General features: G+C 70.8%; 20 protein-coding genes. 7 read left to right on the top strand and 13 right to left on the bottom strand.

Translation table 11 applies throughout. The features are described from left to right. Window position 1 precedes the first annotated feature (1 nt). The 6 genes from ACIPEP_RS05085 to ACIPEP_RS05060 form a co-directional block, all read right to left on the bottom strand. Window positions 2–400 carry a cytidine deaminase gene (locus ACIPEP_RS05085; RefSeq protein ID WP_070419511.1) on the bottom strand — a complete coding sequence of 133 codons (399 nt, stop codon included), beginning with the start codon at window positions 398–400 and terminating at the stop codon, window positions 2–4. A gap of 163 nt (window positions 401–563) precedes the next feature. Next, window positions 564–1853 (bottom strand): ABC transporter permease, encoded by a 1290-nt coding sequence (locus ACIPEP_RS05080; RefSeq protein WP_402716659.1) that lies wholly within the window; start codon window positions 1851–1853, stop codon window positions 564–566. Then, window positions 1850–3208, bottom strand: coding sequence for an ABC transporter permease (locus tag ACIPEP_RS05075; RefSeq protein ID WP_402716658.1), 1359 nt, complete (start codon window positions 3206–3208; stop codon window positions 1850–1852). Before ACIPEP_RS05075 ends, ACIPEP_RS05080 begins: the two co-directional genes overlap by 4 nt. A gap of 49 nt (window positions 3209–3257) precedes the next feature. Beyond that, entirely contained in the window at window positions 3258–4778 is a 1521-nt protein-coding gene (locus ACIPEP_RS05070; RefSeq protein WP_261646978.1) for an ABC transporter ATP-binding protein, read from the bottom strand. Between the two features lie 75 nt (window positions 4779–4853). Beyond that, the gene (locus tag ACIPEP_RS05065; RefSeq protein ID WP_070418441.1) at window positions 4854–5930 is read right to left on the bottom strand and encodes a BMP family protein; all 1077 of its coding nucleotides are present in this window, start codon (window positions 5928–5930) and stop codon (window positions 4854–4856) included. Window positions 5931–6139: 209 nt separating this feature from the next. Beyond that, on the bottom strand, window positions 6140–7255 hold the full coding sequence (locus ACIPEP_RS05060) for a mannose-1-phosphate guanylyltransferase (RefSeq protein ID WP_070418440.1): 1116 nt from the start codon (window positions 7253–7255) through the stop codon (window positions 6140–6142). Between the two features lie 256 nt (window positions 7256–7511). Between ACIPEP_RS05060 and ACIPEP_RS05055 the strand changes: the two genes are divergently transcribed. From ACIPEP_RS05055 to ACIPEP_RS05030, 6 genes are all read left to right on the top strand, one after another. Continuing rightward, window positions 7512–8750, top strand: coding sequence for a glycosyltransferase family 4 protein (locus tag ACIPEP_RS05055; protein WP_402716657.1), 1239 nt, complete (start codon window positions 7512–7514; stop codon window positions 8748–8750). Window positions 8751–8828: 78 nt separating this feature from the next. Next, complete coding sequence (gene sdhC / locus ACIPEP_RS05050; protein WP_083295282.1) at window positions 8829–9278, top strand: succinate dehydrogenase, cytochrome b556 subunit; 450 nt, start codon at window positions 8829–8831, stop codon at window positions 9276–9278. A gap of 11 nt (window positions 9279–9289) precedes the next feature. After that, window positions 9290–9736: a succinate dehydrogenase, hydrophobic membrane anchor protein gene (sdhD, locus tag ACIPEP_RS05045; protein ID WP_070418438.1), complete on the top strand. Its 447-nt coding sequence runs from the start codon at window positions 9290–9292 to the stop codon at window positions 9734–9736. A gap of 70 nt (window positions 9737–9806) precedes the next feature. Further along, window positions 9807–11600, top strand: a complete 1794-nt coding sequence (gene sdhA, locus ACIPEP_RS05040; RefSeq protein ID WP_070418437.1) for a succinate dehydrogenase flavoprotein subunit — start codon at window positions 9807–9809, stop codon at window positions 11598–11600. A gap of 1 nt (window position 11601) precedes the next feature. Continuing rightward, window positions 11602–12375 carry a succinate dehydrogenase iron-sulfur subunit gene (locus ACIPEP_RS05035; RefSeq protein ID WP_071295792.1) on the top strand — a complete coding sequence of 258 codons (774 nt, stop codon included), beginning with the start codon at window positions 11602–11604 and terminating at the stop codon, window positions 12373–12375. A gap of 75 nt (window positions 12376–12450) precedes the next feature. Further along, window positions 12451–13095, top strand: coding sequence for a TNT domain-containing protein (locus ACIPEP_RS05030; RefSeq protein WP_402716656.1), 645 nt, complete (start codon window positions 12451–12453; stop codon window positions 13093–13095). 74 nt (window positions 13096–13169) lie between these two features. On the opposite strand, the gene ACIPEP_RS05025 is transcribed toward ACIPEP_RS05030, so the two are convergent. From ACIPEP_RS05025 to ACIPEP_RS05010, 4 genes are all read right to left on the bottom strand, one after another. Further along, entirely contained in the window at window positions 13170–13814 is a 645-nt protein-coding gene (locus tag ACIPEP_RS05025) for a DUF805 domain-containing protein (RefSeq protein WP_083295281.1), read from the bottom strand. Next, a complete protein-coding gene (locus tag ACIPEP_RS05020; RefSeq protein ID WP_070418434.1) occupies window positions 13811–14335 on the bottom strand; it encodes a DUF805 domain-containing protein in 525 nt (174 codons plus the stop codon). Before ACIPEP_RS05020 ends, ACIPEP_RS05025 begins: the two co-directional genes overlap by 4 nt. Before the next feature lie 72 nt (window positions 14336–14407). Next, complete coding sequence (locus tag ACIPEP_RS05015; RefSeq protein ID WP_402716655.1) at window positions 14408–15352, bottom strand: zinc-binding alcohol dehydrogenase family protein; 945 nt, start codon at window positions 15350–15352, stop codon at window positions 14408–14410. Between the two features lie 10 nt (window positions 15353–15362). Beyond that, a complete protein-coding gene (locus ACIPEP_RS05010) occupies window positions 15363–16625 on the bottom strand; it encodes an ice-binding family protein (RefSeq protein WP_402716654.1) in 1263 nt (420 codons plus the stop codon). 186 nt (window positions 16626–16811) lie between these two features. Here ACIPEP_RS05010 and ACIPEP_RS05005 point away from each other — a divergent pair, with 186 nt between their 5' ends. Then, complete coding sequence (locus ACIPEP_RS05005) at window positions 16812–17810, top strand: diacylglycerol/lipid kinase family protein (protein ID WP_402716653.1); 999 nt, start codon at window positions 16812–16814, stop codon at window positions 17808–17810. A 284-nt stretch (window positions 17811–18094) separates the two neighbouring features. Here ACIPEP_RS05005 and ACIPEP_RS05000 read toward each other — a convergent pair whose 3' ends face one another. From ACIPEP_RS05000 to ACIPEP_RS04990, 3 genes are all read right to left on the bottom strand, one after another. Beyond that, the gene (locus ACIPEP_RS05000) at window positions 18095–19252 is read right to left on the bottom strand and encodes a mannitol-1-phosphate 5-dehydrogenase (RefSeq protein ID WP_402716652.1); all 1158 of its coding nucleotides are present in this window, start codon (window positions 19250–19252) and stop codon (window positions 18095–18097) included. Next, complete coding sequence (locus ACIPEP_RS04995; RefSeq protein WP_022907882.1) at window positions 19249–19686, bottom strand: PTS sugar transporter subunit IIA; 438 nt, start codon at window positions 19684–19686, stop codon at window positions 19249–19251. The genes ACIPEP_RS05000 and ACIPEP_RS04995 overlap by 4 nt, the downstream gene beginning before the upstream one ends. 85 nt (window positions 19687–19771) lie before the next feature. Next, on the bottom strand, window positions 19772–21328 hold the full coding sequence (locus ACIPEP_RS04990) for a PTS mannitol transporter subunit IICB (protein WP_336698474.1): 1557 nt from the start codon (window positions 21326–21328) through the stop codon (window positions 19772–19774). Window positions 21329–21362: the final 34 nt, after the last annotated feature.

Genomic DNA, 21362 nt, shown 5'->3' with positions numbered 1-21362 from the left:
ATCAGTGCTCCTGCTGGTAGGTGGCGAGGGTGCGCGGCCCGAACGCATCGGGCAGGACCTCGTCGATGGTGCGGATGCCCGAGACCGTCTCGAGGAGCATGCCCTCGGTCGAGTGCTCGAACAGCAGCTGGCGGCAGCGGCCGCAGGGCATGAGGGTCGCCCCGTCGCCGTCGACGCACGTGAACGCGACGAGCTTGCCGCCGCCGGTCATGTGCAGCTGCGACACGAGCGAGCACTCCGCGCAGAGCGTCACCCCGTAGCTCGCGTTCTCGACGTTGCAGCCGGAGACGATCCGGCCGTCGTCGGTGAGCGCCGCGGCGCCCACCGGGAACGACGAGTACGGCGCGTAGGCGTGCCCCATCGCAGCCGTCGCGGCAGTCCGCAGGGCGGTCCAGTCCACGTCGGACGGGAGGCGCGGCTCGGCCCCCGTCCCGTCGGCGGCGGTCCGGCCGCCGCGCCCGTCCAGGGCCGTGGCCGGGTCCGCCCAGGCGGTCGCGTCGGTGGACGCGACCGCGTCGTCGCCCGCAGCGTGCGTGTCGGTCATGTGCCGTGCCTCCTGGCCGTCAGCTCTTGATGTACGGCTTGCCGGACGCGGCCGGCCCACGCGACTGCCCGACCAGGCCGGCCACCGCGAAGATCGTCACCACGTACGGGAGCATGAGCAGGAACTCGCTCGGCACGGGCGAGTTGATCGCGCCGAGGGTGTTCTGCAGGTTCGACGCGAACCCGAACAGCAGCGCCGCGAACGTCGCCTTGATCGGGTCCCAGCGACCGAAGATGACCGCCGCGAGCGCGATGTAGCCCGCGCCGGCGGTCATGTCCTTGGTGAACGGGCCGACCGCGTCGAGCGTGAAGTACGCGCCGCCGAGGCCCGCGATCGCTCCGGCGAGGGACACGTTCCAGAACCGGGTCCCGGTGACGTTGATGCCCACCGTGTCCGCCGCCTGCGGGTGCTCGCCGACCGCGCGGAGGCGCAGGCCCCAGCGGGTCTTGAAGAGCCCGAACGTCACGACCGCGACCGCCACGTAGGCCAGGTAGACCGTGACCCGCTGCTCGAAGAACACCGGACCGATGACCGGGATCTGGTGCAGGACCGGGATCGGGATGATCGGGAACCGGACGCCGACGTTGAGCGTGGTCTCGTTCGGCGAGAGCACCTGCGAGTACAGGAAGCCGGTCAGGCCGGAGATGAAGGCGTTGATGACGACACCGACGATCACCTGGTCGACGAGGTACTTGATGCTGAACGCCGCGAGGATGAACGACACGAGCGTGCCCGCGACGAGCGCCGCGACGAGGCCGACCCACGGCGAGCCGGTGATGGACGCGACCATGGCGGAGCTGAACGCACCGGCGAGGAACTGTCCCTCGATCGCGATGTTCACGACACCGACGCGCTCGGAGATGACGCCGCCGAGAGCACCGAACACCAGCGGGACGCTGAGGCTCAGCGCGCCGAGCAGCAGGCCGGGGATCGGCAGGGACTTGCCGGCGGCCGCCCACGTCAGGAACCCGATGACGAACACCACGGCGAACACCGCGGTGACCCACATCGGCACGCGGCGCACCGCACGGGTCTCGACGACCGCGTAGACGGTGAGGATCGCGAGCAGCACGACCACGACGATCCCGGTGCCCACGGCCGGCAACGGCACGTCGGGCAGGGCGAAGAAGTCGCCGCTGTTGGCGAGGCGGAACGTGGTCGTCCCGGTGCGGGGCAGCAGCGCGAAGAGCACGAGGGCGATCAGCGTGAAGACGCCGTACCCGATCGCGAGCTTCCAGCTGCGGGTGGTCTCGACCGGACGGCCGGCGATCGGCGACGCGCTGGGCGCGGTGGGGCTGAGGGTGCTCACGCGGCGACCGCCTTCTTGCTGTTCTTCGTGGAGACGCGTCGACGAGCACCCGGCTGCGGGATCCGGAAGATCGCGCGGACGAGCGGCGGCGCCGCGATGAAGAGGACGATGAGGGCCTGGATGACGCCCACGATGTCGATCGGGATGCCGTTCGCGGCCTGCATGGCGTAGCCGCCGTTCTTCAGCACGCCGAACAGGATCGCGGCCCAGAACACGCCCCACGGCTTCGACCGGCCGAGCAGCGCCACGGTGATGGCGTCGAACCCGATGCCGGCGTCGATGCCGGAGGTGAACCCGGTCGTGACCGCGCCCTGCACCTGGTACGCGCCGGCGATGCCGACGAGGGCACCGGAGATGACGAGGACCCAGATGGTCAGGGACGGCACGCTCATGCCCGCCACGCGCGCGGCACGCGGGTTCTCACCGATGGTGCGGAAGCGGAAGCCGAGCGAGGACTTGTTCACGAGCCACCACACGACGACGACCGCGATGATCGCCACGACGAAGCCGAGGTCCACGCCGTAGCGCACCCCGAACAGCGGCGGGAGCACCGCGCTGTCCTTCGTCGCGGGCGAGATCGGGTTCGGGCTGCCCGGCGCCTGCAGCAGGCCCGGCGTGCGGAGCAGGTAGCTCACGAGGTACAGCGCGACGTAGTTGAGCATGATCGTGAGGACGACCTCGTTGGCACCCGTCCGCGCCTTGAGGACGCCGACGATCCCGGCCCACACCGCACCGCCGACGATGCCGGCGATGATCGTGAGCGGGATGTGGATCGCCGCGGGGCCGTCGAACGAGAAGCCGACCCAGCCGGCCGCCGCGGCGCCCATCAGGATCTGGCCCTGGCCGCCGATGTTGAACAGGCCGGCGCGGAACGACAGCGCGATGCCGAGACCGGCCGCGATGAGCGGCACGGCGTAGTCGATCGAGCGGGTCAGCGGCACGATGGCCTGCTGGAAGCTCGACGCGCCGAAGTTGACGACGGACCCCTCGAACAGCGACGCGTACGCCCCGCCGACCGCGGTGCCGATCGCCCGGAAGGTGTCGGCCGGACGGGCGAAGAAGTACCCGGCGGCCGAGCGGACGTTCTCGTCGGTGATGGCGATGAGGATGCCGCACGCGACGAGGGCGAGCACGACGGCGAGGACCGTGACGAGCGCGGAGCCGTTGACGATGCCCTGCAGTGCGGCCTGCCAGCGGTCGCCGCCCTGGCGTCGCTCGGTGTCCTCGGCGGAGTCCGTCATGAGGTGCGGGGTGGACTCGACGTCCTGCAGGCGGTCATCGGTCAGCGGTGCGTCCGGCTGCGTGTCGGCCGTCGGCTGGGCATCCGGCTGCGTGTTGTCTGGCGTGTTGCTCACGCTGCCAGCTCCGTTCCGGTCGTGGTGGGCTCTGTGAGTTCCCCGGCCATCATGCGACCTGTTCCGTTCCTTCTGGGAGTTCCCCGGCCATCATCAGGCCGAGGACGTCGCGCGGGGTGTCCGCGGGGACGATGCCGACGATCCCGCCGCGGTACATCACGGCGATCCGGTCGGCGAGTGCCACGACCTCGTCGAGCTCCGTGGAGACGACGATGACCGGGACACCGGTGTCGCGGGTGGCGACGATGCGCTTGTGCACGAACTCGATCGACCCGACGTCGATGCCGCGGGTCGGCTGCGCCGCGACGAAGAGGCGCAGGTCGCGGCTCAGCTCGCGGGCGAGGACGATCTTCTGCTGGTTGCCGCCGGACAGCCGGCCGGCCGCGGTGGTGCGGCTCGGCGTGCGGATGTCGAACTCGGCGATCTTCTCGTCGGCGAACGCGTCGCGCTCCGCCGATCGGATCGTGCCGGCGCGGACGAACTCGGCGTGGTCGGCACGGTCGAGCATGAGGTTCTCGGCGATGGTGAACTCGCCGACGAGCCCGTCTTCCTTCCGGTCCTCCGGGACGAAGCCGACGCCGGCGTCGAGGATCTGCTTGACGGTGCGGCCGGTGAGCTCGCGCCCGTCGAGCGTGACCCGGCCGGCGTGCACCGGCTCGAGGCCGAGGATCGCCTCGGTCAGCTCGGTCTGCCCGTTGCCCTGCACCCCGGCGATGGCGAGGACCTCGCCGCGCCGGACCGTGAACGAGACGTCGTCGACGAGGACGATGCCGGACGGGTCGGTGACGGTCAGCCCGTCGACGACGAGCGCGTCCTCACCACCGGTGGCTGGTGCCTTGTCGACGACGAGGGAGACGGCACGGCCGACCATGAGCGCCGCGAGCTCGTTGTTCGTCGCGGTGGGCGATGCCTCGCCGACGACCTTGCCGAGGCGGATCACGGTGATGCGGTCGGCGACCTCGCGGACCTCGCGCAGCTTGTGGGTGATGAACACGATCGCGGTGCCGGCCGCACGGAGCTGGCGCATGATGCCCATCAGCTCGTCGGTCTCCTGCGGGGTGAGGACGGCCGTCGGCTCGTCGAACACCAGGACCGAGGCGTCGCGGGACAGCGCCTTGATGATCTCGACCCGCTGCTGGACACCGACGGGGAGGTCCTCGACCTTGGCGTCCGGGTCGACGTCGAACCCGAAGCGCTCGGAGATCTCCCGCACGCGCTTGCGGGCGCCGGCGAGGTCGAGCCGGCCGCCGAACGCGGTCTGCTCCTGGCCGAGCATGACGTTCTCGGCGACGGTGAAGACGGGGACCAGCATGAAGTGCTGGTGCACCATGCCGATGCCGGAACGCATGGCGTCACCGGGTCCGTCGAAGTCCTGGACGACGTCGTCGAGGAGGATCTCGCCCTCGTCCGCCTGGTACAGGCCGTACAGGACGTTCATCAGGGTCGACTTGCCGGCGCCGTTCTCCCCGAGGAGACAGTGGACCTCACCGGGCTCGACGGTGAGCGAGATGTGGTCGTTGGCGACGAGGGGGCCGAACCGCTTCGTGATGCCGCGGAGTTCGAGCTTCATGTTCTCTGGGTCTGTTTCTGTGATCGACGCACGGAAACGCGGGCGAGGGAGGTTCCCCCGCCCGCGTTCACCGGACTACTTGACGGTCGCCTTGGTCTCGACCTTGATCGAGCCGTCGATGATGCCCGACTTGATGGTGTCGAGCTCCTTCTCGAGGCCGCTGTCGACCTTGTCGGCGTAGTCGTGGAACGGCGCGATGCCGACGCCGTCGTTCTTCAGCGTGCCGACGTACGGCTCGTTGGAGTACTTCTTGTCGGCGGCCTGCTCGACGACGTCCTTGACGGCGGGGCGCATGCCCTTCTCGACGGACGTGAACGCGATGTCCTTGTAGCGCGGGTCGGCCTCGTAGAGGTCGCTGTCCGCACCGATCAGCACGGAACCGTTGTTCGCGTCCTTGATGGCCTCGGCTGCCGACTGGTAGATCGGGCCACCCACGGGCAGGATCACGTCGGCGTCCTGGTCGATCAGGGTCTGCGCGACGGCCTTGGCCTGCGTGCCGGCCTCGAAGCCGCCCGTGAAGGAGCCCTTCTGGCTGTCGACGTCCCAGCCGACGACCTTGACGTCCTTCGACTTCTGCTCGTTGTAGTACTTCACGCCGTCCGCGAAGCCGTCCATGAAGATCGTGACGGTCGGGATCTGCATGCCGCCGAAGGTGCCGACGACGCCGCTCTTCGAGTACGAGGCGGCCGCGTAGCCGGCGAGGAACGCCGCCTGCGAGGTGTCGAAGGTGATCGGCTTGACGTTCTTCGCGTCGATCGAGTTGTCGTCGATGATCGCGAAGTCGGTGTCGGGGTTCGCCGCGGCCTGCTTCTTCGTGGCGTCGGCGAGGTTGAAGCCGACGGTGACGATGAGGTTGCAGTTCTGGCCGATGAGCTGCTCGATGTTCGAGTCGTAGACGGTGGCGTCCTTGGACTCGGCCGACTTGTAGGTGGCACCGAGGTCGGACGCGGCGTCCTTCATGCCCTCGAACCCGAGCTGGTTGAACGACTTGTCGTCGAAGCCACCGGCGTCGGAGACCATGCAGGGGCGGAAGCTGGTCTTGTTGTCGCCGGACGCGGTGTCGGACGGGGCGGCCGAGCAACCGGCGAGGACGGCGACGGTACCGGCGAGCGCGAGGGAGCTCAGCAGGACCTGACGGGTACGAGATGTCACGGGTGGGTTCCTCCGGGGAGCGTGCCCGGACCACGTGCGTTCCGGGCGATCGTGGCGACAGTACACGACCGCCCGGCCGGTACAGAACGCCCCTGAGGGACTCCTGGGATCAGTTACGGGATCGCGACCGCGCCGAAACGCGCCCGTAACGCGAAGTCACGGTTCTGCCCCCAGTTCGGGGGACGTCAAGCGCTTTTCGTGATGGAGCGCTACAGGACGTCGCCGCGGCCGCTGATCTTCAGTGCATCCACCACACCCTTGACCCGCTGCGCGTTCGCGCTGGTGGTCACGAGCAGGGCGTCGGGGGTGTCCACGACGACGATGTCCTCGACGCCGATGAGCGAGATGAGCCGCTGGCTGTGCGAGACGACGATGCCGCTCGACGAGTCCGCGAGGATGCGAGCGCCGTCCCCGAGCACCGCGAGGTTGTTCGCGCGGCCGCCGGACTGCAGCTTCGCGAGCGAGGCGAAGTCGCCGACGTCGTCCCAGTCGAAGTCGCCGGGGATGACCGCCATGCGACCTGCGGCGGCGGCGGGCTCGGCGACCGTGTAGTCGATGGCGATCTTCTCGAGGTTCGGCCACACCGCGTCCACGACGGCACCACGGGCCGAGGTGTCCCACGCGTCGGCGAGCTCCTCGATGCCGGCGAGCAGCTCGGGCTTCGTCCGGCCGATCTCGGCGAGCAGCACGTCGGCGCGGGCGATGAACATGCCCGCGTTCCAGAGGTAGGTGCCCTGCTCGACGTACGAGCGCGCGGTGTCGAGGTCGGGCTTCTCGACGAAGGAGCGCACCGCGTGGGCGGTCGGGGCGCCCTCGATGCCGATCGGGTCGTCGTGCGCGTGGATGTACCCGAAGCCGATCGCCGGCTCGGTCGGCGTGATGCCGATCGTCGTGATGTAGCCGGCGCGTGCGGCGACGACCGCTTCGCGGACCGACCGGCGGAAGCCCCGGGCGTCACCGATGACGTGGTCCGCCGCGAAGGAGCCGATGACGACGTCCGGCTCGCGGCGGCGCAGGATCGCCGCGGCGAGGCCGATGGCCGCCGTGGAGTCCTTCGGCTCGCTCTCGAGCACGACGTTGTGGTCCTCGACGCCGGGGAGCTGCGACTCGACGGCGACCCGGTGCGCACGGCCGGTGACGACCATGATCCGCTGCTCGCCGGCCAGGGGCGCGAGACGGTCCCACGTCTGCCGGAGCAGCGAGGTGCCGGACCCGGTCAGGTCGTGCAGGAACTTGGGCGCGTCGGCACGCGACAACGGCCAGAGCCGCGATCCGATGCCCCCGGCGGGGATGATCGCGTAGAAGTCCTCGAGTGCGTCTGCCACGTGCTCACCGTACCGGTGCGGCCGGGCGCGACCTGGGTGGTTCCCGCACGCTTCCCGCACGCACGCGGTGCGGGAGTCCGCACACGGCCACCGCAGCCGGCCCGCCGGTCGTGCGCCGCGCCTCCCGTCCGTTCGTCCACCACGCGCGGACGCGACCGTTCGCCACCCGCCGACGCGGCTGTTCACCGCCTGCGTGCCGGGCGTTCACGTCGACGGCCCCGCGGGGACACGCCGCGCGCGGAGCATGGACACCGCCATGAACGCACGCAGCGTGGAGCGCGGCACGTCCCAACGGACCGTCGCCGTCGTGACCGAGAGCTTCCTGCCCACCCTCAACGGCGTCACCACCAGCGTCCTCGCGGTGCTGGACCACCTGGAACGCCGCGGTCACCGCGCGGTCGTCATCGCGCCGGACACCCCCGGCATCGCGCAGTTCCGCTCGCGGACCGCGGTGGAGCGGTACCGCTCCTTCGACGTGCACCGGGTCCCGGCCGTGGCCTACCGCCAGTTCCCGGTCGCGCTCCCCCACCCGGTGCTCGACACGATCCTCGCCGCCTCCGGCGCCGACGTGCTCCACGCCGCGAGTCCGTTCCTGCTGGGCGGGCGCGCGATCACGGCGGCCGGGAGGCTCGGCATCCCCTCCGTCGCCGTCTTCCAGACCGACGTGGCCGGGTTCGCCCGCCGCAACGGCCTGACCGCGACCGTCCCGTTGGTGCGGAGGATCCTCGGACGCATCCACGCCGGCGCCTCGCTGACGCTCGCGCCGTCGAGCGCGACCGCGGCGATGCTCGCCGAGGACGGCGTCCCCCGCGTCGCGCGCTGGGGCCGCGGCGTCGACACCGAGCTGTTCCACCCCGCGCGCCGCTCGTCGGCGCACGTGCGGGCGCTCCGGCGGCGGATCGCCCCGCGCGGCGAGACGATCGTCGGGTACGTCGGGCGGCTCGCGCCCGAGAAGGAGGTCGAGCGGCTCGCGGAGCTCGGCGGCATCCCCGGGATCCGGATCGTGGTCGCGGGCGGTGGTCCGTCCCGGGCCGCGCTCGAACGGCGCCTCCGCCACCTGGACGTCACGTTCACCGGTCCGCTCCGCGGGGACGCGCTCGCGGACGCCTACGCGGCCCTGGACCTGTTCGTCCACACGGGACCGGCGGAGACATTCGGCCAGACCCTGCAGGAGGCGCACGCCAGCGGGCTGCCGGTCGTCGCGCCGAGCGCCGGCGGGCCGCTCGACCTCGTCGCCCCGGGACTCGACGGCGAGCTGTACGACCCGGACGAGCCACAGGCCCTGCGTCGAGCCGTCATCGCCCTGCACCACGACCGCGCCCTGGCCCAGCGGATGGGCTCCGCCGGGCGGCTCCGGGTCGAGGGGACGACGTGGGAGGCGATCGGCGACGAACTGCTCGACCACCACGACACGGCCCGCACGATCGGCGCGCCGCCCGCCACGACGCGGGGTGCCCGGACCGGTTGGCACGAGAAGGTCAGCGCACGCGCATAGGATGGGTCGTGTTCCACACGAACACGAACGGCAAGGGCTCGCCGATCGGGCGAGCCCGTCCTATGGGAGGACGAGCTCATGGCCGAGCAGACCGCAGGGGGTACGGCGACCGCCGCACCCCGGGTGACGATCGAGGCGCCGCGCGCTTCTCGGACACCGCAGGGGACGCTCTACCGGGGGTCCACCGGCATGTGGTCCTGGGTCCTGCACCGCATCACCGGTGTGGCGATCTACTTCTTCCTGCTCGTGCACATCCTCGACACCGCCCTCGTGCGACTCTCCCCCGAGGCGTACAACGCGGTCATCGGCACGTACAAGACGCCGATCATGAACCTCGGTGAGATCGCGCTCGTGATGGCCATCGTCTTCCACGCGTTCAACGGGCTCCGGATCATCCTCATCGACTTCTGGTCGAAGGGCCCGAAGTACCAGCGGGCCATGTTCTGGATCGTGATCGTCCTCTGGGCGATCGCCATCGCCGGCTTCCTGCCGCGCCAGCTCATGAACCTCGTCGCGGACTTCAACTAGGGGGCATCCGGATGACCACGCAGACCATCGAGCCCCCGCGCTCGGCAGCAGCAGCCCGCCGCTCCACCAACTGGGAGAAGTGGGGCTGGATCTACATGCGCGGCTCGGGCGTCCTGCTCGTCGTGCTGATCTTCGGGCACCTCTTCGTCAACATGGTGGCGGGCGAAGGCGTCAAGCAGATCGACTTCGCGTTCGTCGCCGGCAAGTGGGCATCGCCGTTCTGGCAGGTGTGGGACTCGCTCATGCTCGTCCTCGCGCTGATCCACGGCTCGAACGGCATGCGGACGATCGTCAACGACTACGTGTCGAAGCCGGGCATCCGCAAGACCCTGCTCGTCGCGATCCTCATCGCCTGCGTCGTGCTCATCGTGCTCGGCCTGCTCGTGTGCTGGACGTTCGACCCGTGCCCCGCCGGCGCAGCCGCCGCGGACCTGCCGTCGTTCTGCCCGGCCCAGTAGCCGCAGCACGCGTCCTCGACCTCGCCGCCGCACGCCCCTGCCGGCGCGGCACCACTCCTGAAAGGCCCCAGTGACCGAGACCACCGTTCACCACCACCAGTTCGACATCGTCATCATCGGCGCGGGCGGTGCCGGCATGCGTGCCGCCATCGAGGCCGGCCCGAAGGCGAAGACGGCCGTCATCTCGAAGCTGTACCCGACGCGTTCGCACACCGGTGCGGCGCAGGGCGGGATGGCCGCGGCGCTCGCCAACGTCGAAGAGGACTCGTGGGAGTGGCACACCTTCGACACGATCAAGGGCGGCGACTACCTGGTCGACCAGGACGCCGCCGAGATCCTCGCGAAGGAAGCCATCGACGCGGTCATCGACCTCGAGAACATGGGCCTGCCGTTCAACCGCACGCCCGAGGGCAAGATCGACCAGCGGCGCTTCGGCGGTCACACCCGCGACCACGGCAAGTCCCCCGTCCGCCGGGCCTGCTACGCGGCGGACCGCACGGGCCACATGATCCTGCAGACGCTGTTCCAGAACTGCGTGAAGCTCGGCGTGAACTTCTTCAACGAGTTCTATGCGCTCGACCTCATCATGGTCGACGTCGTCGGCGAGGACGGCGTCACCCGCAAGCAGCCCGCCGGTGTGGTGGCGTACGAGCTCGCGACCGGTGACCTCCACGTCTTCCACGCCAAGGCGATGATCTTCGCGACCGGTGGCTTCGGCAAGATGTACAAGACCACCTCGAACGCCCACACCCTGACCGGCGACGGCGTCGGGATCGTCTGGCGCACCGGCCTCCCGCTCGAGGACATGGAGTTCTTCCAGTTCCACCCGACCGGGCTCGCCGGCCTCGGCATCCTCCTCACCGAGGGCGCCCGCGGCGAGGGCGCGATCCTCCGCAACGCCTCGGGCGAGCGGTTCATGGAGCGCTACGCCCCCACCATCAAGGACCTCGCACCGCGTGACATCGTCGCCCGCTGCATGGTGCAAGAGGTCGCCGAGGGCCGTGGCGCCGGGCCGAACAAGGACTACGTGCTGCTCGACTGCACGCACCTCGGGGCCGAGGTGCTCGAGACCAAGCTCCCCGACATCACCGAGTTCGCGCGCACCTACCTCGGTGTCGACCCGGTCGTCGAACCGGTGCCCGTCATGCCGACGGCGCACTACGCGATGGGCGGCATCCCGACCAACACCGACGCCGAGGTCCTGTACGACAACACCACGGTCGTCCCCGGGCTCTACGCCGCCGGCGAGTGCGCCTGCGTGTCCGTCCACGGCTCGAACCGCCTCGGCACCAACTCGCTGCTCGACATCAACGTCTTCGGCAAGCGCTCGGGCAACAACGCGGCCGAGTGGGTCAAGACCGCCGAGTTCCTCCCCCTGCCCGAGGACCCGGCCGCTGGCGTCCGCGACATGCTCGCGCAGCTCCGTGCCTCGACCGGCACCGAGCGCATCGCCGTGCTCCGCAAGGAGCTGCAGGACGAGATGGACAAGAACGCGCAGGTGTTCCGCACCGACGAGTCGCTCGCCCGCGTCACCGAGACCATCCACACGCTCCGGAACCGCTTCCTGCAGGTCTCCGTGCAGGACAAGGGCAAGCGGTTCAACACCGACCTGCTCGAGGCCGTCGAGCTCGGGTTCCTGCTCGACCTCGCCGAGGTCGTCGTGTACTCCGCCCGGAACCGCAAGGAGTCCCGCGGCGGCCACATGCGTGACGACTACCCGAAGCGCGACGACGAGAACTACATGCAGCACACCATGGCGTACCTGACGGGCGACCCGCACTCGTCACTCGCCGACGACCACATCACCCTCGACTGGAAGCCAGTCGTCGTGACGCGGTACCAGCCGATGGAGAGGAAGTACTGAGATGACCGACACCCTGGTCTCCGACGCACCCCGCACCGACACCGTGCAGGACGCCCCTCCCGGATCGTTCCCGGTGACGCTCATCATCCGCCGCTTCGACCCGGACGTCGACGACGAGCCGCGCTGGCAGGACTTCGACGTCATGATGCTGCCGACCGACCGCATCCTCGACGCGCTGCACAAGATCAAGTGGGACCAGGACGGCTCGCTGACCTTCCGGCGCTCCTGCGCGCACGGTGTCTGCGGCTCCGACGCGATGCGCATCAACGGGCGCAACCGGCTGGCGTGCAAGACGCTGATCAAGGACCTCGACGTGTCGAAGCCGATCTACGTCGAGGCGATCAAGGGCCTGCCGCTCGAGAAGGACCTCGTCGTCGACATGGAGCCGTTCTTCAAGTCCTTCCGTGAGGTCCAGCCGTTCCTGCAGCCCGCGACCGCCCCCACCCCGGGCAAGGAGCGCATCCAGTCGGTGGCCGACCGTGCGCGCTTCGACGACACCACGAAGTGCATCCTCTGCGCCGCGTGCACGTCGTCCTGCCCGGTGTTCTGGACGGACGGCCAGTACTTCGGCCCCGCCGCGATCGTGAACGCGCACCGGTTCATCTTCGACTCGCGCGACGACGCGGCCGACGTCCGGCTCGACATCCTCAACGACAAGGAGGGCGTGTGGCGCTGCCGCACGACCTTCAACTGCACCGACGCCTGCCCGCGTGGCATCCAGGTCACGAAGGCGATCTCCGAGGTCAAGCAGGCCGTCATGCGGGGCCGGGCCTGACGACGTCGCCGGGACGGGGCCGACGCTCGGCTCCGTCCAAGGCACGTCAGGGGCACCACCGATAGGCTCCGCTCCATGACCTTCGCGGACGCCCGCCCCATCCTCGACCAGCTCGGCTACACGATCCGCTACGTGCAGCTCCCCGGAGAGACCCTGCACGAGCCCCCGGTCGAGGGCGCGCTCCGAGTCGTGGCGGTCGAGGGCACGGGCGACTTCGCGCTCGAGGTCGTCGACTACGGCACCGCGCGGCGCCTCGCGACCGCCCGGGGCGAAGCGGACGCGGTGGAGATGCTCCGTCGCTTCCTCAACCGGCCGTTCCCGGCGCCGAAGGACATCCCCCGGTACGAGCTCGACGGGCTCCGCGACCGGGCGGCGTCGACGTACCCGCAGCTCGCGCAGCAGGTTGCGCAGGCGGGCGAGCAGGGCCTCACGATCCAGGTGCCGGCCGGCGTGCCGGTGGACCGCGTCGGTGGCCCGGACGGCTACCTGCTGCACCCGCTCGACACCCCGCTGCCGCAGCGCTCGCTGCCGCCGCACGTCGCGTCGGCGCCCGAGACGCACCGCTACCTGGTCGAACGGCCCTTCCTGGTGACGGTCCGGTTCGTCCAGCCCTGGTTCGACCAGCCCGGAGGCGCGTTGCGCTTCCAGACGGCGGATCCGTCCGTCACGGTGCGCGACCTGGTCGTGGACGGTTCGCTCTCGCGGCTCCGGGTGGTCTGACCCGCGCCCCGACCACAGCACGACGAAGCGGCCCGCCCCCTGCCGGGGCGGGCCGCTTCGTCGTGGTGGTCGCGCTACCCGAGGTCGGGGCGGTCGTACTGCGCACCGGCCGGGTTCGACTCGAGGGCACCGAAGACGATCCCGGCGATCCCGACGAACAGCGCGATGAGCCAGAACGGTCCGGCCAGGTTCGCGTCGTGCACCCGGCGCCACCCCAGGGCCAGGCTCGGCACGATCGTCGCGAGCCACCAGAGCCCCCACACCCCGCCGATCAGCAGCGCGACGACGGGCGGCCCCACGGCGTCGGACCGTGCCACGCCGTACGCGTCGGTCGAGGTGTTCGCCGCGATCCACGAGAACAGCGCGACGAGGTAGGCGCCGAGGAAGACGAGGTTGACCAGCCCGTTGGCGAGCGCCCAGAACCAGAACTCGCTCCGGCTGGCGCGCCCGTCGAACCGCGCGTACTTCTTGAAGAAGCGCGTGGCGGCGTCGAGGAAGCCGATGCCGTACCAGGGTGCCCAGAGCGGGGGCGTGCCGTCCGGTCCGACCGGGATCGGGGGCTGGAGCTGCGCGTACGGCTGTCCGTACGGCGGGAACGTCTGGCCGTACTGCTGGCCGTTCTGCTGCCCGTACGGCGCGGAGGGCTGGCCGTACGGCTGCCCGGCCGGCGGCTGCTGCCCGTCCGGCTGCCCCCACCCGGGTTCGCCGCCGGTCGTCATCGCGACCCGGTCGGTCGGTCGAACCGGGCGCCCTGCGGGTTCGACGGCAGGAACATCATGATGAACACCGCGACCGCACCGAGGAACGGGATGAGCAGCAGCAGCGCGAAGAGCCCGCTGATGTTCGCGTCGTGGAGGCGTCGCACGATGAGCGCCAGCGTCGGGATGATGAGCGCGAGTCCGACGATCCAGAAGGCCGTCCCGGCGAGCGGGTTGGTCGACATCGTCGAGAAGCCCACGTACGTCGAGGAGGTCGTGGTGGTCGTCGTACCGGTGGCCGCCGTCAGGATGCCCGTGATGATCGACGCCACCGTGCCGATGATGGCGCTCCAGAGGTACCACCACCAGTACTCGCTGCGGCTCGCGCGGCCGCTGAACGTCGCGTACTTCTTGAAGAAGCGCGAGAACGCCTTGCCGAACGAGATGCCGTACCAGGGCGCCCAGATCGGCGGTTCGCCCCCGGGCCCGGTCGGTGCGGGCTGCTGGCCGTACGGGTTCTGCGGCGGGTACTGGTCGGTCATGGGTCCCCCTCGGGTGTTGGCTGAAGTACGAGTGCGATTCAACCAGAACGCCCCGGCCACGTCCGCGCCGGGTCAGGGGACGAGCGCGAGCTTCCCGCCGGGGTGCTGCGACTCGAGCACCTCGGCCGCGGACTTCGCCTCGGCCAGCGGGAACGTCCGCGCGACGGGGACGGCGAGCCGCCCGTCGCCCGCGAGGTCGATGAGTCGCTGCCGCACCGAGTCGCGGAACGCCTTGCTCTCCGGCTGGGCTCCGCCGATCGCCCGGATGCCGTCGGCCCCCGCTCGACCGAACGCGGCGATCGTGACGATGCGCGACCGGTCCGCGACGAGCGCGAGCGAGACGTCGACGGCCTCGTCGGTCCCGACGCAGTCGAGCGCCACGTCGACGCCGTCGCCCGTGCCGTCGGCCACGAGTGCCCGGACCCGGTCCTCGAGTCCGTCGCCGTAGGCGATCCACTCACCGCCGAAGTCCGCGACGGTGTCGGCGTTGCGCTCGGAGGCGGTGCCGATGACCCGCGCCCCGAGGAGGCGCAGCTGCTGCAGGAGGCTGACCCCGACGGCACCGGCGGCACCGTGCACGAGGACCGTGTCGTTCCCCGAGGCCCGGGTCACCCGGAGCATGTCCGCGGCGGTGGTGCCGGCGAGCAGGAGGTTCGCGGCTTCGGGGAAGCCGAGGGCCGCGGGCTTGGCGAACACGTCCCGTGCCGGCACCGTGAGTCGCTCGGCCCAGCCACCAGCGACCCGGAAGGCGAGGACCTCGTCACCGACCGCTCCCCCGCCGGACGCGATCTCGGTGTCCGGACCGACGGCGCTCAGGACGCCCGCGACCTCGTAGCCGATCGCGATCGGCAGGTCCGACGGGTCGCCCTGTCGGGTGTGCTTCGTGTCGGCGGGGTTCATGCCCGCAGCGCGGACGTCGATCGTCACCTCGCCGGGCCCCGGGGCCGGCACCTCGGTCTCGACGTACTCGAGGACTTCGCTGCCGCCGAACCGCGGGGCCACCCAGTGCTTCGTCATGCTCCCGACGCTACGCGCGCGGTGCCGGACGTCGTCGGGCACGAAGGGTACGGGACCGCAGCACGAGCAGTGCGGAGCCGGCGACGAGGAGTGCTCCGGCGATCGTGAGCGGCACCGTCGGGTCGCTGCCGGTGAAGGCGAGTTCCGCCGGGGAGTTCCCGGAACCGCCGCTGCCCGAGCCCGCAGCGACCGGCACGGCCGGAGCGCTCGACGTCGGTGCCGAGGGAGTGGGGGTCGGCGTCGTGACCACCGCGGGAGCACGGACGGTGAGCACGTACGTCTCGGTGTCGGCCGGGGCCGTGCCGTTGTCCGCCGTGATCGTCACCGTCGTGGTGCCGGGCGTCGTCGGGGTGCCGGAGATGACGCCGGTCATCGGGTTGATCGTGAGCCCGGGCGGCAGGGTCCCGCCGTCCGAGTACGTGGGCGCGGGCGTTCCCGTCGCCGTCACCGGGAACGAGTAGGGCGTGCCGGCGGTCGCGGCCGTGGGGGTGCCGGACGTGATCGTCGGAGCCACCGTCTCGGAAGGGGTGCCGGGGGCCGGGCACCCGGTCGGCGCGGTGATCGTGTTCGTGTCGAGCGTGACGGCAGCGGTGCGCGCGAACAGACGCCCGACGACGGTCGCACCCGTGGTGGCCGTGACGGACTGGTCCGCGAGGACCGTGCCCTGGAACTGTGCGGCGCTGCCGATGGTCGCCGAGCTGCCGACCTGCCAGAAGACGTTGCAGGAGCTCGCGCCACCCGTGGTGAGGATGCGCGTGCCCGATCCGATCGTCAGCGTCGACGCGGCCTGGAACACCCACACGGAGTCGGCGCTGCCCGCGAGCGTCAGCGTCCCGGTGTCCGCGAGTCGCAGTGCGTCGCCGGTGTAGACACCGGGCGACAGGCTGAGGCCGTTCAGCTCCGAGACGCCGGTCTGCGTCGGGGTCAGCGACGCCGCGACGTTGTACGCGGTCGTGGTGTCGGCCTGGGCCTGGGTCGCTGCCGCGTCGGTCTGGTGCACCGTGCCGTCCACGATCCCGTTGCCGGGTCCGCCGAACCCGGTGATCGAGGTCCCCGGCGAGAGGCCGAGGTCGCCCTGGACGGTGGTGGGTCCGGTGTTCGTGACGGTCGAGGCGCCGAGGACGCCGTACGTCGCGGCCGTGCCGAGCCCGATCGGACCGTCGATGACGGTCGCGGCCGAGGCGGGACCGGAGGACGCGAGCGCCAGCGCTGCCGCCAGTCCGATCCCGGTGCCGATGAGGGTGAGTGAGCGGACGATGGGCGTGCTGGCCATGACGGCCCCTGCCTGTTCAGGAGAGGTACCGCACAGGTGTCGAAGTCACCCGGCACTCACCGTGCCGCGAGTCTCGCTCGCGTACCTGTGCGTGAGGGTCCCGATTGCCAGGTTCGGCGGATCCGCGGGGATCGGACACACCGGTCCGCGGCGCGATCGCCTCGCGTCCGGCGGTACCGTCGACTGGTGCCCTCCACTCCCGCAGCCCCCGACCGCACGCACCGGACGGACAGCCCGCAGCACGCGGCCGTCGTCGTGAACCCCTCCGCGGTCGACCTCGCCGCCCTCCGCTCGGCGGTCGCCACCGAGCAGGGGTCGCTCGGCTGGGCCGACACCGCCTGGTTCGAGACCGCGGCCGACGACGACGGCCGCGCCGCCGCACGCGCCGCCCGTGACAGCGCACCCGATGTCGTGCTGGTCGTCGGTGGCGACGGCACGCTGCGGGTCGCGGCCGAGGTGCTGCACGGCTCCGGCATCCCGATCGCCCTGCTCCCCACGGGCACCGGCAACCTCTACGCACGGAACCTCGGCATCCCGATCGGTGACGTCACCGCGGCCGTCCGGTCGGCGTTCCACGGCGCTGACCGTGCCGTCGACGTCGCGTTCGCCGCGCTCACCACCGCCGACGGGGACACGACCGAGCACGCGTTCCTCGTGATGGCGGGGATCGGTCTCGACGCCCGGATGGCGGCGGACACGAACGCCGGCCTGAAGAAGCGCTTCGGCTGGCTCGCCTACTCCGACCCGATCATGCGGTCCGTGGTCGGCAACCGCCAGGTCGACCTCCGGTACCGCCTCGACGAGGGCGACGAGCACAGCATGCGGGCGCACACCGTCATCGTGGGCAACTGCGGGACCCTCACGGCGGGACTGCTGCTCCTCCCCGAAGCGCAGCCGGACGACGGGCTCCTCGACGCGGTGGCGTTCCGCCCGCGTGGCGCCTTCGGCTGGACGAAGATCGGCTACGGCCTGTCGCTCAACCGCTTCTACCACCGGACGCGCTTCGGACGGCTGCTCGCGCGCTTCCTGCCGCGGTCGCGGACGCTCGGCTACACGACGGCGCGGCGACTCGACCTCGTGCTCGACGAGCCCGAACAGCTGCAGTTGGACGGTGATCCGTTCGGCCTGGTGGCCGCTGCCAGCCTGCGCGTCGAGCACGGCGGTCTCGTGCTGCGGACGGCCTGACACGGCGGTCCGACGCGGGTGCGTGACGGACGGGAGGGGGGGGGGGGGGCCCCCCCCCCCCCCCCCCCCCCCCCGGGGGGGGGGGGGGGGGGCCCCCCCGGGGGGGGGGCCCCCCCCCCCCCCGCCCGGGGGGGGGGGGCCGGCCGCCCGCGGGGGGGGCCGCCGGGGGGCGGGGGGGGGGGGCCGCCCCCCCCGGGGGGCCCCCGGGGGGGGGGGGCGGGCGGGGGGGGGGGGGCCCCCCCGCCCCCCCGCCTCCCGTCCGTCAGGTGGATGCGTCGAGGACGCTAGGCGCGCGCGGACCGCACCCGGTCCGCGAACGCGGCGTGCAACGGGTGCTGCTCGTCGAGCCCGGTGATCTCGGTCACGACCTCGGCGTCGCTCCGGTCCGAGCGCAGCAGCGCCTGGAGTTCGACGCTCTGCTCGTCGTCCGGCACGTCGAAGCGCAGCGCGGCGCCCATGGCGTCGAGCAGCGCCGTCGGCTCCGTGCCGTCCTCGGCGAGGGCGGCGGCGGGCGACACGAAGCGCTCGTCGCGGGAGAGCTTGCGCAGCGGCTGTCGGCCGACGCGGGTCACGGTGTCGGGCAGGTGCGGGTTCTCGAAGCGCCCGATGATGGCCTGCACGTACGCACGGTGCACCTCGGGGTCGAGCTCGTGGCGGCGGACGAGCAGGTCGCTCGTCTCGGCGAGCACGGACTCGAGCTCGGACCGGACCGCGGGGATCGCGATGGCGTCCGAGATCTTGTCCGCCCCGGCGAGGAAGCCGTGGTACGCGACGGTCGCGTGCCCGGTGTTCACCGTGAAGAGCTTGCGCTCGATCGACGCGGCGAGGCCGTCGACGTAGTGGGCGCCGGGGATCTCCGGCTCGTTCCCGCCGAACGGCGTGCGGTCGATGGCCCACTCGAAGTACGTCTCGACGGTGACGTCCAGGCCGGCGCCCTCGGGCTGCGCCGGGACGATGCGGTCGACCGCGGTGTTCGCGAAGACGGCCTTGGCGAGAGCCTGGCCGCGGACGTCGGCGGGGAGCGCCTCGACGATGAACTCGCGCAGGCGGTCGGTGGCGTTGAGGGCGTTCTCGCACGCCATCACGGCGATCGGCGCGGCGTCCGCGTCGCGCTGCTGGAGCGCCTTCGCGATGACCGGTGCGATGAACTTCAGGACGTTCGGTCCGACGGCGCAGGTGACGATGGACGCCGTGGCGATCTCGGCGACGACGGCCGATTCGTCCTGGGCGCTGTTCAGGGCACGGAAGTTCGTGACCTCGTGGTCGCGCGCGTTCTGACCGACCTCGTGCACGGTGTACGAGTCGGCAGCGGCGAGAGCGTCGATGAGGGGCGCGGCGACGTCGGCGAAGACGACCTCGTAGCCGGCCTCGTGCAGGAGCAGTCCGACGAAGCCGCGGCCGATGTTGCCCGCACCGAAGTGGACGGCGGTGGGGGTGCTCACTCGTTGACCTCGCCGAGGATCGACAGGATCGCGGCGGTGTCCGGTGCGTCGGTCAGCTTCTGGACCTCGTCCTCGTCGCTGAACACGATCGCGATCTTGGACAGGATGTCGAGGTGCTCGTTGTTGACGCCCGCGATGCCGACGACGAAGCGGACGGGGTTGCCGTCCCAGTCGATCGGGGTCGCGTAGCGGATGAACGACAACGCCGACGACTTGATGGCGTCCTTCGCGTCGTTCGTGCCGTGCGGGATGGCGAGGAAGTTCCCCATGTAGGTCGAGACGCTCTTCTCGCGCTCGAGCATCGCCGGGTAGTAGTCCGCCGTGACCGCGCCTGCAGCCTCGAGGATCTCGGCAGCCTCCTTCATCGCCTCCGACTTGGTCGGTGCGGTGTCCTCGGTGTGGATCCGGATCTGGCTCTCCTGCAGGACGGGCATCGGGGTTCTCCTTGCTTCGTGACGTGGCGTCGTGGACGTGTGGAGGGGACGAGCCGTGGCCCGTCCCCTCCGATACTGCACTTCGTTACTGGTTCTTGAGCTGTTCGACGACCTGGTCGTACTGCGGCGCGTTCATGAAGTTGCCGACCGACACGTGCTGTGCGTTCGGGTTCTTCTGCTTCGCGCGCTCCGTCAGCTCCTCCTGCGTGATGATCAGGTCCTCGTCACCGGAGAGGTTCGCGATCGCCTTGTTGGAGACCGTGACCCCTTCGATGCCCGCCTTCTTGATCTTGTTGCGGAGGACGCTGGCGCCCATCGCGCTGGAGCCCATGCCGGCGTCGCAGGCGAACACGAGGTTCTGGACGCGGGTCGCGGTCGCGGTGGTCGCCGAACCGACGCCACCGAGCGAGGCCTCGGCCTCCTCCTCGTTCGCCGGGGAGTTGTTGCCGAGCAGGCCCGAGGTCGCGGCGTTGACGTCGCGGCCCTTGTTCGCCTGGAGCTTCGCCATCGCGGCGCTCATGTCGCCGCCACCGTTCGCGAGGTCACGCTTGCGGGTCGCGATGAGGAAGAACGACGCGACCGCGAACGACACCGCTGCGGACAGGATGACCGAGAGGATGACGCCGAGGAAGCTGTCCTTCGCCGTCGCACCGAGCACCGCGAAGATCGATCCGGGCGACGCCGGGGCGACGAGACCGGAGTGGAACGCGACGTTGGTCGCGACGCCCGTGGCACCACCGAGGATGACGGCGATGAACAGGACCGGCTTCTGCAGCACGTACGGGAAGTAGATCTCGTGGATGCCGCCGAGGAACTGGATGATGATCGCGCCGGGAGCGGTCGAGCGGGCGATGCCGACACCGAAGAAGGTGAAGGCGAGCAGGATGCCGAGACCCGGGCCGGGGTTCGCCTCGAGCAGGAAGAGGATGCTCTTGCCCGACTCCTGGACCTGCTGCGCGCCGAGCTGGTCGAGCACACCGTGGTTGATGGCGTTGTTGAGGAAGAACACCTTGGCCGGCTCGATGATCACGCTGGCGAGCGGGAGCAGCGAGTGCTGGACGAGGAAGTTCACCGCGTCGCCGAGGCCCTCGGCGATGAGCTTGAACAGCGGCGCGAGCCAGAAGAACCCGGCCATGGCCAACCCGAAGCCGAGGATGCCGGCCGCGTAGTTGTTCACGAGCATTTCGAAGCCGGGCCGGATCTTGCCGTCCCAGAGCTTGTCGATCTGCTTGATGAGGTACGCGCCGAGCGGCCCGCAGATCATCGCGCCGAGGATCATCGTCGTGCCGTTGGCGCCGATGATGACACCCATGGTCATGATCGAACCGACCACCGCACCACGGGTCTCGTAGACCATCCGGCCACCCTGGATCGCGATCGCGAGCGGGATGAGGTAGGTCAGGATCGGGCCGACGAGGCCGACGTTCGCGACGCCGCCCGTCTCACCGAAGCCGCCGAGGATGCCCACGGGCGTCCAGCCGGTCTCGATGAAGAAGGCGGTGATGATGCCCCACGCGATGAAGATCGCGATGTTGGGCATGACCATGCCGGAGAGGAACGTGCCGAACTTCTGAACGGCGACGCGTGCGCCGCCCCGCGACTTCGCGGGGGCGTCGGGCGCTGCAACGGACGACGTTGTCATGTGCGGTGACTTTCTGTGAGGTGCTGCTGCTGCG

The organism is Curtobacterium sp. NPDC087082, assembly GCF_044745045.1.
Taxonomy (GTDB): domain Bacteria; phylum Actinomycetota; class Actinomycetes; order Actinomycetales; family Microbacteriaceae; genus Curtobacterium.
The sequence above is the reverse complement of the archived record's forward strand: the minus strand, read 5'-3'. Positions and strand labels throughout refer to the sequence as shown.

Excerpts from the sequence above, each read along its gene's own strand:
- ACIPEP_RS05070 (WP_261646978.1), bottom strand. The coding sequence starts at position 4,778 with ATGAAGCTCGAACTCCGCGGCATCACGAAGCGGTTCGGCCCCCTCGTC.
- ACIPEP_RS05055 (WP_402716657.1), top strand. The coding sequence starts at position 7,512 with ATGAACGCACGCAGCGTGGAGCGCGGCACGTCCCAACGGACCGTCGCC.
- sdhC (WP_083295282.1), top strand. The coding sequence starts at position 8,829 with ATGGCCGAGCAGACCGCAGGGGGTACGGCGACCGCCGCACCCCGGGTG.
- sdhD (WP_070418438.1), top strand. The coding sequence starts at position 9,290 with ATGACCACGCAGACCATCGAGCCCCCGCGCTCGGCAGCAGCAGCCCGC.
- ACIPEP_RS05035 (WP_071295792.1), top strand. The coding sequence starts at position 11,602 with ATGACCGACACCCTGGTCTCCGACGCACCCCGCACCGACACCGTGCAG.
- ACIPEP_RS05030 (WP_402716656.1), top strand. The coding sequence starts at position 12,451 with ATGACCTTCGCGGACGCCCGCCCCATCCTCGACCAGCTCGGCTACACG.
- ACIPEP_RS05025 (WP_083295281.1), bottom strand. The coding sequence starts at position 13,814 with ATGACGACCGGCGGCGAACCCGGGTGGGGGCAGCCGGACGGGCAGCAG.
- ACIPEP_RS05020 (WP_070418434.1), bottom strand. The coding sequence starts at position 14,335 with ATGACCGACCAGTACCCGCCGCAGAACCCGTACGGCCAGCAGCCCGCA.
- ACIPEP_RS05015 (WP_402716655.1), bottom strand. The coding sequence starts at position 15,352 with ATGACGAAGCACTGGGTGGCCCCGCGGTTCGGCGGCAGCGAAGTCCTC.
- ACIPEP_RS05010 (WP_402716654.1), bottom strand. The coding sequence starts at position 16,625 with ATGGCCAGCACGCCCATCGTCCGCTCACTCACCCTCATCGGCACCGGG.
- ACIPEP_RS04995 (WP_022907882.1), bottom strand. The coding sequence starts at position 19,686 with ATGCCCGTCCTGCAGGAGAGCCAGATCCGGATCCACACCGAGGACACC.
- ACIPEP_RS04990 (WP_336698474.1), bottom strand. The coding sequence starts at position 21,328 with ATGACAACGTCGTCCGTTGCAGCGCCCGACGCCCCCGCGAAGTCGCGG.